The sequence below is a fragment of the Acetobacterium bakii genome (assembly GCF_001263355.1).
In the GTDB taxonomy this organism is placed as follows: Bacteria; Bacillota; Clostridia; order Eubacteriales; family Eubacteriaceae; genus Acetobacterium; species Acetobacterium bakii.
In genome coordinates this window covers 61,895-74,200 of sequence record NZ_LGYO01000040.1, presented here as the reverse complement: position 1 = coordinate 74,200, position 12,306 = coordinate 61,895, and the positions used below count along the sequence as shown (strand labels likewise).

Below are 12,306 nucleotides of genomic sequence, written 5' to 3'. Positions count from 1 at the left end.
AAGCAACCATTGTTCGTATCTTTTGAGTTTTGCAATTACTAAATTTAAATAAAAAAAGCCCCTTTGTAAAAACAAAGGGACGTATGATACGCGGTTCCACCCAATTTGATCCACTGTGTTGCGGATCCAACTTAAGTTCTGGATAACGGCCAGTGCCGAAGAACCTTACTTATTTTCAGGTCTTGACTCCAAGGGAGGTGTTCAATTATCGTTATTATAAGCAATTACAGCCAAGTTGCCTACTCTCTGAAAATTTCGGATAATTTACTGATCCTTATCATTGTCTTTTTCTATTTGTAACTAGTATAACCCTTAAATAATAAAGAATCAATACCTTTAAGCAAATTTATGCTGTAATAAATTTAAATTGTCCATTATGAAAAACCCCAAGAGATGGTTTTTTTTCCGGGGATGAATCTGAGCTATTTAAATAAGAAGAAAAATTGCTTGCAAATCTTTGAAACTTTACCTGAGTGAAAATTTTCTTGGCTGGGATGCCAATAAATTCCGGTAAATAGGCAGCTACATTTTCCACATCCTTGAGAAATTCAAAAATCCATTCTTTTTCCGGAGATGTATCCTCAAAAAAACAGGGAATATGACTGTTGCCTTGTTTCAGATAATCAAATTTAATTAATTCCTGGACCATCCCATCCCCAGAGAATGGTTTTAAAAAATCAAGGAGTATTGCATAAAGCTGTTCCTTAGATTTTCCAATGTCAAAATATCCTTGAGTTGTCCAGTAATCGGAAAAGCTTTCGAAAAAGTCAAAGGGTGAGGTAAAAATATCCTGTTCGAAGAGATAGCCTAAGCTATGTCTGAACCCATCGCTATTGTAAAAGCGATCAACCAGAATTTCAATGTTACGCAGCCGATAAAGCTCTTGACTTGAGATATAAGCATTGGAAATAACTTCATAGGGCGGAAAGCTGGTATAGGTATATTGATGCAAGTCCCCTTCATCTCTGATACGGGTTCCCTTAAGACATTTGAGAAATCCCAATTGAAGCATATCGGGTTTTAGTGCGATAGTTCGATTAAAGGATGTTTTAAAAATCGCGTAAGACTCATAGGGTAATCCGGCAATAAGATCAAGATGCAAATGAATATTTTCTGAATCAAGAATACTTTTCACATTGACTTCCAGCCGAGTCAGATCAGTCTTTCGGTCGATGGCTTGTAAGGTCGTTGAATCGGTGCTTTGAACGCCGATTTCAAGTTGGATCAGTCCCGGGGCTGCTTCTTTTAATAGTGCAACCAATTCATCATCCAGCAGATCGCCGGTCATTTCAAAGTGAAAATTGGTATTGCCGCCACGGGCGATGATGTAGCTGAAGATTGCTTTTGCCCGTTTCATATCAAAGTTAAAGGTTCGATCAACCAGCTTCACTTGTTTCATTTCCAGAGCAATAAAAAAATCAATTTCTTTAAAAACACGTTCCAGAGAAAGCGTTCGGACCCCCTGATTAGCAGAAGACAAGCAATAGGAACAGCGGTAAGGACAACCCCGCATGGTTTCATAATAAATGATTTTATTCTTTAGCGCAAGGAGCTCATCGGATACATAAGGAAAAGTCAGCGCATTCAGATCCATCGGGATCTCCGGTGGTCCAGATGCAACACAGTCCTGGTTATTTCTAAACCAAAGTCCGGGAATTTTATTCAGGCTGCTCTCATCGTCAATTGACAACAGAAGTTTTTTAAGAGACGTTTCCCCTTCCCCTGCAATGATAAAATCAATCCAGGGGGTTGTGTTTAGTATTTCTTTGGAATCAAAACTTACCTCAGGGCCGCCCAGAATAATCCGGGCTTCCGGTTTAGATTTTTTTAAAAGCTCGGTAATCTTCAGCATTAATTCCATATTCCATATATAACAGGAAAAGCCAAAGAGTTTACCATCGGTTGCCAGCAGATGTTCCACAATACGATGAATGGAATCGTTAATGGACAGTTCAACAATTTCAACTTTAAAATCCGGGAGCTGGGCTTTTAGTGAGCGCACTGCCAGATTTGTATGAATATATTTTGCGTTAACCGCAACAAGAACAAGATCTTTCACTGTAACCTCCTTTAAAATAAAAAAGGGGATGTCTTTGGACATCCCTGAGACTGTTGATAAAGTAGAAAAGTAAGTCCTGGGGACAATTGTAACATCAGGTTGTCTGCATCATGGCGAACAGGCGACAGCCTGTACGATCATGCAGCAGACAACGATTTACCATTGTCCCCAGGACGATTTTATCGCCACTCATAAGGATATCAGTGGACAGTATCCCTATAATAATTAGACATTAAATCTGAAGTGTGTGACGTCACCATCAACCATGACATATTCCTTGCCTTCAACCCGGGTAACACCCAATTCTTTGGCTTTGGCTTCGGAGCCTGCCGCCACCAGTTGATCATAGCTGGTGATTTCAGCCCGAATAAAGCCGCGTTCAATGTCGCTGTGAATTTTTCCGGCGGCCTGTGGTGCCTTGGTGCCCTCAGTTATGGTCCAGGCTCGGATCTCCTGGGGTCCTGCGGTTAAAAAGGTTACCAGACCCAAAAGTTTGTAGCCGGCACTAATGACCTGATCCAAACCCGAAGCTTCCAATCCCAAATCTGCCAAAAATTCAGCCTTTTCTTCATCATCAAATTGGGCGATTTCTTCTTCAATCTTAGCCGAAATTTTAATGACATCTTTATGGTTGCCGGAATGGTTATCAAAAATAGTTGTTTTAAGCCGTTTAACCATGTCATTATCCTCATGAAGATCGTCCTCAGAAACATTGGCAATATAAAGTACCGGTTTCACAGAAATTAACTGAATGGTATTAATAAATTCCCATTCTTCCGGAGTAAACTCATCATCACCCGGAACTTTTCCGGTTTCGAGAATATCGCGAAGTCTGGTGGCAATCTCAACATTTGCTTTTTCCAGGGCATCTGTTTTGGCCAGTTTTTTATTTCTTTCGATGCGACGATCAAGCATTTCAATATCCGCAAAAATGAGTTCAAGATTAATGGTTTCAAGATCATCAATGGGATCTATTTTACCTTCAACATGGACCACATTTTCATCTTCAAAGCAACGGACCACATGAACAATGGCATCCACTTCTCGGATGTGAGACAAAAATTTATTTCCCAGACCTTCCCCTTTGCTGGCGCCTCGGACTAGACCGGCGATATCGACAAATTCAATGGCTGTGGGAATGACTTTTTTTGAGTTGTACATTTTTTCCAATATCCCCAGTCGTGGATCTGGAACCGAGACGACTCCGATATTCGGGTCGATTGTGCAAAAAGGATAATTGGCGGATTCTGCCCCAGCCTTTGTGAGTGCGTTAAATATGGTGCTCTTCCCTACGTTGGGCAGACCGACGATTCCAATTTTCATAAATTACCTCTTTCTAAATTATAAATCTTATTCTATTCCTGTGGGTGTAATGCCGGCCATTGAATTGGCAGTAATTAAAGTTGTCACTAGGGTAAAACCTGCGGCCACAACTTCAAAGCCAATAACCGGGATGGCGGTTTTCCGATAGGAAACCCCATATATGATGCTTAAACCAATAATGGTCAGTGCAATTTGCCAAATATTAAAAATATTGATGATTCCAGCTAAGAAATTAACGATATTAAATTCATAGATGGTATTTAAATCCAGGGGCTTTTGAAACAGAAGATTGATAATTCCCTGAAATATTTTTGGAAAGAAACTGATACCAACAACATAAATTGCTGATTTAAAACTGGCGGTTCCATTCATTTTCTTTAATACAAAGTGAAAAATTCCGGTTTTTAGGACTAAGGCGATGGCTAATCCGATAATGCCCGAGAATATTCCAAACCCAATGGCAAGTCCCTGGATGGAGCCCATTTGTTCTTCAGGCAGTCCCATAGAAGAAACGGTGTTTCCTGCGGTTAGGCCGGTAAGCACTCCGATAATCACCAGGATCACAATGGGAGCGAGTAAGGAAAATTTTTCTTTTTCGTTTATTTCTGTGAAATATTTTTTGGGATGAATGAAAAGATTGATTAGATTCATAATAACTCCATTTCTATTATTCACTTCGAATTGCGTCCAGTGAGCTTAAATTAGCGGCTTTTATGGCTGGACGAACACCGGATAAAAGACCGACAAGAGCTGAAAAAACCAGGGCAAAGACAACTAATCCAGGGGTAATATATGAAATCGTCGCACTGCCGCCAGTGATGAAAAATCCTGCTATAAAGTTAATTAAAAAAGAAAGTAGAAAGCTGACAACAATCCCGACAATTCCGCCAATCAAGCCAATCATGGTGGATTCGGCAATAAACATATTGCGGATATCATTGATGGAAGCGCCGATCACTTTCATAATTCCAATTTCCTTGGTGCGTTCATAAATTGACATGGTCATGGTATTAACAATACCAATACAGGCAACCAAAAGGGCTACAGCACCAATACCTCCAAGTAGAATTTGCAGCATCTGAAAAACACTTCCCAGTGAATCTAAAATTTGCTGGAGAGAAAAAACCGTGAAATCAAGTGCTTCCACTTTTTGGGTCACACTATCAACAAGACTGGAGTCTTCAACCGTAATTAAAGCTTCCGAGTACCCTTGCTTTTTAATGTTCACTGCTTGGCCGGTTTGCCACTCATTTAAATCAGCAACAACATCATAGTCGGCGATAATGGAATAATCCTCTGATCCGCCGGTGGATTCTAAAACACCGGAGACCTTAACGGTTAGAGTTTTAAGTTCTTCCTCGCCGTCAGCATTCGTTTTTCTGACAATAATATTTATTTTTTCGCCAATAAGATCTTCAGGAGACAGCGTGCTCACCTGGGCCTGTGGCCCGGTGGAAGTCAGTTCATAGGAAGAAAGCACTTCTTTTCCAAGAATCACCGAATTTGTGTCATTGGCATTTGGTTTTTTTCCGCTTGATGTTTCGTAACGCATGTCATCAAGAACATTATAATCAACGCCCATAAGTGAAGCGGAATACTGTTCCCGATCGACGTCAATTTCCGCACCGCTCAGATTAACAACCGGTGTTACAGCCACCACACCATCCATTTTTTTAAATTCTTTTATGGCATCCTCGTTAAGAATGGGCTTATCCGATTTTTTACCCACCGAAAACAGACTGCTTCCGGTGGAAGAACCAAGATCCTGATAAACCTGAAGGGTTGTAACCGAGCCGATGCCTGAGAGTTCACTGGTAATACTTCTTTGGGCGCCATTGCCAATGGAAACCATCACAATGATTGAAGCGGTTCCGATCACAACACCGATAATGGTTAGAATGGTCCGGAATTTTGCCCGCCAAAGATTCTCCCAGGATAAATTTAGGAGTTCTCGCTTATTCACTGTATTACCTCGCTACGCATTAATTCCAAATACGACTCTCAGAAACTGCTGGAAGATATTTTCCGTTTTGCTGGCCGAAGCATCGACCTGATCTTCGGGAACCACAAGGGTGATATCCCGTTCGGTTATTCGCTCATTATTGAAACTATCCAGATATTTAAGGGTGATTTTAGTAGGATATTCCCCGGGAGTATCAGCGGTTACCGCGGTGGTGAAACTATCATTATCGTCTTTTTCAAAGGTTCCATAATACTGATAATTTGGTGTAAAGATAAGGCCCTCAGAGGCAATACCCAACTGGACACCACGGACGGGGTTGGAACCAAAATTTGCAATCTCAAACTCAAGCTGATTGACTGCTTTTTCATCGGTGCCAAGAGTGTAACGATCCGGTGCGATAATGGACATGGAATTGCTTTCATTAATGAAAATCCCAACAGTTTCGGCAAATTCATAACCGGTTCCGCCACTGCTTTCACAATAAAGTTTAAGGTTCAGATTATAATTCTTAGCTTCTGCATTGGGAGAGGAAACCATGGGAATTTCGATGGTCGCTGTTTCCTGAGACGGAATTTCATCAATATAAAAATGACTGCCGCTGCCAACCATCGAAAAAACGCCAAGGTCCTGGGCGCCGGCCATGGAAAGAATATCCAGGGTAACATTGTACGCGTCATAATCTCCATAATTTTTCAAAGTCAGGATCATTTTAAAGTCTTTTCCAGGTGAGACGGTTTCCGGAGAAAAGGTAACCGAACTGATTTGGAGTAAGGGTTGCTCCGGGGCTGCCAATACTCCTGGGACGATGCCAAAAAACAAAAGAAGGGTCACGATAAGGGTTGCCAATAAGGCTTTAGCTTTCATTCATAAACTCCATTTCTTTAAAATATTACTGCTGATCTTCCCAGCTTTCAATAATACCGTCACGCATATGGATGACTTTGGTACAATATTTGGCTGCTTCAGGATCATGGGTTACAATAACAAAGGTTTGATTATTCTCACGATTCAGACGGGTAATCATTTCCATAATATCGGTACTGTTTTTTGAATCTAAATTTCCGGTGGGTTCATCTGCCAGAATAATTTCAGGATGATTTACCAGCGCTCTGGCAATGCTCACCCGCTGCTGTTCGCCCCCTGAGAGTTCACTGGGCTTGTGATCCATGCGATCCAAAAGACCTACAATAGAAAGGGCTTCTGAGGCCCTTTCCCGGCGAATTGCTTTGGGTACCCCGGCGAAGGTGAGGGTTAAGGCGACGTTTTCAATGGCTGTCATGGTGGAAATTAGATTGTAGGATTGAAAGATAAACCCCAGATGGTCTCTCCTAAACAAGCACAGCTCGTTTTCCGTCATTTCACTGATGTGAAAATCCCTGATCAGGACCTCCCCGGAGGTTGGCGGAACAAGACCACCCAGAACGTTCAAAAAGGTGGATTTTCCCGACCCCGAAGGACCGAGAAGCGCCACCATTTCCCCTTGTTCAATATCAAGGTTAATCCCTTTGAGGATGCTGATACTATTTTTACCTAATTTAAAATCTTTGCGTAAATTTTCCACTTTAATAAAAATTGAGATCTACCCCTTTCAATTGGACTAAAAAGATAATCTATCTGCTGACAATGCCGTCTTTCCAGAGTTCTTCAAGGTTATATAAGCCCCGTTCTTCTTCATGAAAGATGTGAATAATAACGTCGTAAAAATCTAAGAGAATCCAACGACCCTCTCTCTGGCCCTCGATGCCCTTTGGAAATATTTCCAACAATTTAGCTTCATGTTCAATATTATCGGCAATGGCTTTGACCTGACGGTCTGAACTGCCACTGGCAATGACAAAGTAATTGGCAATACTTGACAATTCGGTAATGTTTATGCTTTGAATATCAATACCGCTTTTGTCCTCAATCCAACCTTCAACTTTTTTAACAAATTCTTCAGGATTAATAATAATCACTTCACTTTCTATATAATATTTTTTTGCATTTTTTTTATAATTAAATCATTTCTTGCTGTGATTGTCCGTTTATGGATAAGCGCATCGCTCAGCGCAACATATCGAATAGTGTCGCTTAGAGCCATTATCACTGCTTGATCCAAGTCCTCAAAGGCCAGACTTTTAAGTTTATCCATGCCAGGAAATGTTCGTCCCGGTTCAATAAAATCTGCCAGATAAATGATTTTTTCAAGTTTGGACATATTTTTGCGGCCGGTGGTGTGATATCGAATGGCATTAAGTATTGTTTTATCCTGAACACCGTAGGTATTTTCGGCAACAATAGCACCCACAGGTCCATGCAGAAGCTGGGGATCATGCCGGGATACGCTATCAACTCTCACACCATTGGCTTCGGCATATTTAATGAGTTCCTCATCCGAAAAGTTCTTCGCGCAATCGTGTAGCAAAGCAGCCAATGAGGCCTTTTTTACATTGCAATTATATCTCACAGCAAGGCTTTTTGCTACTTCAACCACATTCATAGTGTGCTGATAACGTTTTTTTGGCAGAGCTTTTTTTAATAATTGGTCAATTTTGCGCTTATTCATTTGTCTCTCTCTGTCCCTGTTTTAGCAACATATAAATTTTCTGCATAAATATATTCTTCAACAGCTCTTGGTAATAAATATCGGATGGAATAACCGTTTTTAATGCGGGAACGGATATCCGAAGATGCGATGTCCATTTCTGTTGTGTATAATTTAAAAATAGATGCATCATAAATTTCCTGGAGTTCTTCAATTCGGTTATCCAGTTTATCATGGCTGTATCCCGGACGGAAGGTTGTAATAAACTTCACGGATTTTAAAAGTTCAGGGGCACCTTTCCAAAGGGTGATTTCAAACATAAGATCAGCACCGGTAATAAAATAAAAATCACTTTCAGGAAAGATTTTCTTTATTTCTTCAACAGTATCAATGGTATATGTCACTCCCATTTGATCAATTTCATGGGTCATCACCTCAAAACAGGGATTGTCGGCAATGGCTAATTCCACCATTTTAAGTCGATGTTCCCGGGAAATCTCGTCATGGGAGATTTTAAAGGGATTATTCCCTGTTGGAATAAATAAAACCTTATCAAGTTCATATTGATCCCGGGCTGATTCTGCTAAAAGCAAATGCCCGGTATGTATGGGATTAAAACTTCCTCCGAGGAGACCGATTTTTTGTTTCATTTCAGCCCTTCACTATAATAAATCCTCAAAACTTTTTTCGAGCACCCGGGTTTGTTTTTTTAACACGTTTAATGGTTTTTTGATTTTTTGTGGGTACTTCAATTTTAGTTTTCAATAAGTTTTTTTTGTATAAAATAAACTTATTCCCAATGGTACATACGATGTCTGATTTTGTGGCGGCTGCCAATTCACGGGCAACATTATCCACATCTTCAAGAGAATTATTCTGTACTTTTCCTTTAATGAGTTCCCTGGCAATAATGGCATCCCGGGTTTGAACAATAACCTGAGGGGTAATCCCATCCTTGCCAATAAAAATGATATCGGGAATTTCATTGGCAAGCTTTTTCAAATAACTTCTTTGTGTGCTTGTTAACATATTTCTCAACTTTCTTTTGTGGTATTATAACATAAATCAAAGGTTTGATCTATTTATAATATTCAAACTCAACTTCACGTAATCGAACAAAGTCTCCATCTTTTATGCCCATTTCTTCGAGCTTGGTGAAGACACCCTTATCTTTTAAAATCCGTTGGAAGAAACCAATGGAATCTAAATCTTCAAAGTTAACCGAATTAATGAGACGATCTAAGAATTCGCCGTCAACCACGAAAACATCATCTATTTTTTCCGCAGTAAATTGATTGTTTCTAAATTCAGGAGTGTAAATGGTTTCTTCCACGGGTTCGATGTCAAAGATTGGTTCAACTTCACCAATTTCATCAAGCAGCAGAACGACACGACTCATCAATTGGTCCAGTCCCCGTCCGGTAACCGCAGAAATAATAAAAACTTCGTAACCTAAGGCTTCAAGTTTTCCCTTTATTTCTTCTACGCCCTCATCTTCAAGGATAAGATCGACCTTGTTTAAGGCAACAATCTGGACCCGTTCGGCCAACTTCTTGTTATATTTTTCGAGCTCATAATTAATGGCATGAAAATCTTCAATGGGATCACGTCCTTCACTGCCGGAAGCATCCAAAAGATGCACTAGCAGCTTGGTCCGTTCCACATGTCTTAGAAATTGGTCGCCAAGGCCGGTGCCTTCATGAGCACCTTCGATGAGACCCGGTATATCCGCAATCACAAAAGTGCTGAAATTACGCCACTCAACCACACCAAGATTAGGAACAATGGTGGTGAAATGGTAATTTGCAATCTTTGGTCTGGCTTTGGTTACAACAGAAAGTAAAGTTGACTTCCCAACGTTTGGAAAACCTATAAGGCCCACATCCGCAAGAAGCTTAAGCTCCAGAATAACCGTGCGTTCCTGGCCTCTGATGCCACCCTGGGCAAATCTTGGAGCCTGCCGTGTTGGGGTGGCGAAGTTCATGTTTCCACGACCACCGCGACCGCCTTCTGCCACGCGAAAGCTTTGACCGTTTTCGGATAAATCACAAATGACCCGTCCGGTTTCTTTATCTTTAATAAGGGTTCCCACTGGAACCTTTATGATCAGTTCCTCACCGCTTTTTCCTGCGGATCGACCTCCGGTTCCATTTTCTCCGTTTTCGGCCTTGTGTTTTCTCTTATATTTAAATTCCATTAAAGTTCGATAGCCTTGATCCGCCACGAAGACAATATTGCCCCCATGACCGCCATGGCCACCATCAGGACCGCCCATGGGAACATATTTTTCCCGTCGGAAGCTCACGCCGCCGTGACCGCCATTACCTGCTTTAAGAATGATCTCTGCTTTATCTACAAACATTTTGGTGTACCTCGCTTTTCTTAGATTTTACCCTAATATAACAAAAAATAAAACCCCTTATCATTAAGAACTATAATAAGAGGTTTTATAAGATGTATTATTTTGTCACTGGAAACTAGATGGCTTCCCTTGGATAAATACTTACTTGTTTTTTATCTCTGCCTTTTCGTTCAAAACGTACAATACCGTCTTCTAATGCGAATAAAGTATCATCTCCGCCTTTGCCAACATTGATACCAGGATGAATCTTTGTTCCTCTTTGACGAACAAGGATATTACCTGCAAGAACAAACTGACCGTCTCCTCTTTTTGTACCAAGGCGCTTAGCTTCACTGTCGCGACCATTTCTTGAACTACCAACCCCTTTTTTATGGGCAAATAGTTGAAGGTTCATTTTAATCATTATGTTCACCTCCTATTTTTTTACTTCGTTTATTTTTAAATAGTCTCCATAAGCTTCCTTGATCCCCTGGATTCCCAGTTGATAGGTTGCCAATAGTGTTTCGGTTTTTATATTTTGCAATTCGCTGGAACTTTTTGGAACGGTAAAATTTGTGTAACCATCTTTTACCACTTCGCAAAGATCTTTGCGACCAACAATCTCTGTGAGGCCATTAAGTATACTAATGGTTAGAACAGAAACAGCTGCACAAATAATATCTTCACCCTGATCCGCATAACCAGCATGCCCTGAAACGGTTATTTCATCAATTTCATTCTCTTTTCTAAAAAAAGTAACTGAAATCATGGAATTACCTAAGCTTCAATGCTTGTGATTTTTACTTTCATGAATGGTTGACGATGACCTTGTTTTTTACGGTAATCTTTTTTCGCTTTATACTTGAAAATAATGATCTTAGGTCCTTTTGCAACCAAAAGAATTTCAGCCTTTACAACAGCATTTGCAACAATTGGAGTTCCAATTGTCATTTCGCCGTCTTTGTTAACAGCTAAAACATCTGTAAAAGTAATTTCTTTTACATCATCTTCTTTGAAATTGATTTTTTCAATTTCGATCACATCGTTTTCTTGAACACGATATTGTTTACCACCTGTTTTAATAATTGCATACATACTCTACACCTCCTCATTCCAGACTCGCCACAAAAGGTGCTTTCGACTTAAAACCTTTTATGTGCGGCTACATAACTTTATAAATATTAACATGAATAGGAAACTTTGTCAATGAGAATATAAATTAATACGTTAGTATCTCATATCCTTTTTCTGTGACTGCTACTGTTACTTCCCACTGCGCCGACGGCTCTCCATCTGCTGTGTACACTACCCAATCATTATCACTATCAATATAAATGCCAGCTCTTCCCATATTAATCATTGGTTCTATAGTAAATACCATACCCGGCACCAATAACATTTCTGTTCCTCTTTTCGATACATGGCTAACAAAAGGTTCTTCATGAAATTCCAGACCAACACCATGTCCGCCAAATTCTTCTACCACAGAATAACCGTTTGATATCACATAGTCACTGATCGCCTGACCAATATCGCCAAGAAAATGCCATGGTTTTATTTGTTTAAGCCCTATTTCAATTGATTTTTTAGTAATGTCCACTAACCGCCTTTTTGCTGCACTGACATTACCAATACAAAACATTCTTGATGCATCAGAAAAATATCCTTTGAATAGTGTTGATACATCAACATTAATAATATCGCCATCTTCAAGAGACACTTCATCTGATGGTATGCCATGACAAACTTGATTATTAATAGACGTGCATACACTTTTAGGAAAGCCCTCGTAATTCAAAGGAGCCGGAACGCCTCCTAAAGCTAACGTTTTAGTGTGTACCAATTGATTGATCTCCTCTGTAGAGATACCCGTTTTAATATTCTCTGCGATATGATCCAAGACTGCGATATTAATTTTACTACTTTCCTTTATACCATTAATTTGTAAGGTTGATTTAATAATGTTTCGGTCAGGTATGATACAACCTTTTCGTTTATATGATAATATTCTCTCATCAAATGCCATATGGCATTTTTTGTATTTTTTTCCGCTGCCACACCAGCAGACATCATTTCTCCCAAGTATTTCAAACAAA

The 12,306-nt window shown here is 40.0% G+C and carries 15 protein-coding genes and 2 other annotated features; all 15 genes read right to left on the bottom strand.

Annotation, left to right across the window (positions count from 1 at the left end; genetic code table 11):
* Window positions 1-72: 72 nt before the first annotated feature.
* Window positions 73-290, bottom strand: a binding site (T-box leader).
* 56 nt (window positions 291-346) lie between these two features.
* The 15 genes from AKG39_RS14825 to AKG39_RS14755 all read right to left on the bottom strand — a co-directional run bounded on the left by AKG39_RS14825 (window position 347) and on the right by AKG39_RS14755 (window position 12,305).
* Entirely contained in the window at window positions 347-2,059 is a 1,713-nt protein-coding gene (locus AKG39_RS14825) for a B12-binding domain-containing radical SAM protein (RefSeq protein WP_050741185.1), read from the bottom strand.
* Between the two features lie 225 nt (window positions 2,060-2,284).
* Window positions 2,285-3,382, bottom strand: coding sequence for a redox-regulated ATPase YchF (gene ychF, locus AKG39_RS14820; RefSeq protein WP_050741184.1), 1,098 nt, complete (start codon window positions 3,380-3,382; stop codon window positions 2,285-2,287).
* A gap of 27 nt (window positions 3,383-3,409) precedes the next feature.
* A complete protein-coding gene (locus AKG39_RS14815; RefSeq protein ID WP_050741183.1) occupies window positions 3,410-4,033 on the bottom strand; it encodes a Yip1 family protein in 624 nt (207 codons plus the stop codon).
* Between the two features lie 16 nt (window positions 4,034-4,049).
* A complete protein-coding gene (locus AKG39_RS14810) occupies window positions 4,050-5,345 on the bottom strand; it encodes an ABC transporter permease (protein ID WP_050741182.1) in 1,296 nt (431 codons plus the stop codon).
* Window positions 5,346-5,357: 12 nt separating this feature from the next.
* Window positions 5,358-6,209 carry a COG1361 S-layer family protein gene (locus AKG39_RS14805; protein ID WP_050741181.1) on the bottom strand — a complete coding sequence of 284 codons (852 nt, stop codon included), beginning with the start codon at window positions 6,207-6,209 and terminating at the stop codon, window positions 5,358-5,360.
* A 25-nt stretch (window positions 6,210-6,234) separates the two neighbouring features.
* Window positions 6,235-6,918, bottom strand: a complete 684-nt coding sequence (locus AKG39_RS14800) for an ABC transporter ATP-binding protein (protein WP_050741180.1) — start codon at window positions 6,916-6,918, stop codon at window positions 6,235-6,237.
* 37 nt (window positions 6,919-6,955) lie between these two features.
* Window positions 6,956-7,300 carry a ribosome silencing factor gene (gene rsfS / locus AKG39_RS14795; RefSeq protein WP_050741179.1) on the bottom strand — a complete coding sequence of 115 codons (345 nt, stop codon included), beginning with the start codon at window positions 7,298-7,300 and terminating at the stop codon, window positions 6,956-6,958.
* A gap of 8 nt (window positions 7,301-7,308) precedes the next feature.
* Entirely contained in the window at window positions 7,309-7,890 is a 582-nt protein-coding gene (gene yqeK / locus AKG39_RS14790; RefSeq protein WP_050741178.1) for a bis(5'-nucleosyl)-tetraphosphatase (symmetrical) YqeK, read from the bottom strand.
* The gene (gene nadD / locus AKG39_RS14785; protein ID WP_050741177.1) at window positions 7,887-8,519 is read right to left on the bottom strand and encodes a nicotinate-nucleotide adenylyltransferase; all 633 of its coding nucleotides are present in this window, start codon (window positions 8,517-8,519) and stop codon (window positions 7,887-7,889) included. The genes yqeK and nadD overlap by 4 nt, the downstream gene beginning before the upstream one ends.
* A gap of 25 nt (window positions 8,520-8,544) precedes the next feature.
* The gene (locus AKG39_RS14780) at window positions 8,545-8,898 is read right to left on the bottom strand and encodes a YhbY family RNA-binding protein (RefSeq protein ID WP_050741176.1); all 354 of its coding nucleotides are present in this window, start codon (window positions 8,896-8,898) and stop codon (window positions 8,545-8,547) included.
* Between the two features lie 49 nt (window positions 8,899-8,947).
* The gene (obgE, locus tag AKG39_RS14775) at window positions 8,948-10,231 is read right to left on the bottom strand and encodes a GTPase ObgE (protein ID WP_050741175.1); all 1,284 of its coding nucleotides are present in this window, start codon (window positions 10,229-10,231) and stop codon (window positions 8,948-8,950) included.
* A gap of 115 nt (window positions 10,232-10,346) precedes the next feature.
* Window positions 10,347-10,634 (bottom strand): 50S ribosomal protein L27, encoded by a 288-nt coding sequence (gene rpmA / locus AKG39_RS14770; RefSeq protein WP_050741174.1) that lies wholly within the window; start codon window positions 10,632-10,634, stop codon window positions 10,347-10,349.
* A gap of 12 nt (window positions 10,635-10,646) precedes the next feature.
* A complete protein-coding gene (locus tag AKG39_RS14765; RefSeq protein ID WP_050741173.1) occupies window positions 10,647-10,979 on the bottom strand; it encodes a ribosomal-processing cysteine protease Prp in 333 nt (110 codons plus the stop codon).
* Window positions 10,980-10,987: 8 nt separating this feature from the next.
* A complete protein-coding gene (rplU, locus tag AKG39_RS14760) occupies window positions 10,988-11,305 on the bottom strand; it encodes a 50S ribosomal protein L21 (RefSeq protein ID WP_050741172.1) in 318 nt (105 codons plus the stop codon).
* 10 nt (window positions 11,306-11,315) lie between these two features.
* Window positions 11,316-11,384: a sequence feature (ribosomal protein L21 leader region), on the bottom strand.
* A gap of 45 nt (window positions 11,385-11,429) precedes the next feature.
* Window positions 11,430-12,305 (bottom strand): methionyl aminopeptidase, encoded by an 876-nt coding sequence (locus tag AKG39_RS14755; RefSeq protein ID WP_050741171.1) that lies wholly within the window; start codon window positions 12,303-12,305, stop codon window positions 11,430-11,432.
* Between the last annotated feature and the right edge of the window lies 1 nt (window position 12,306).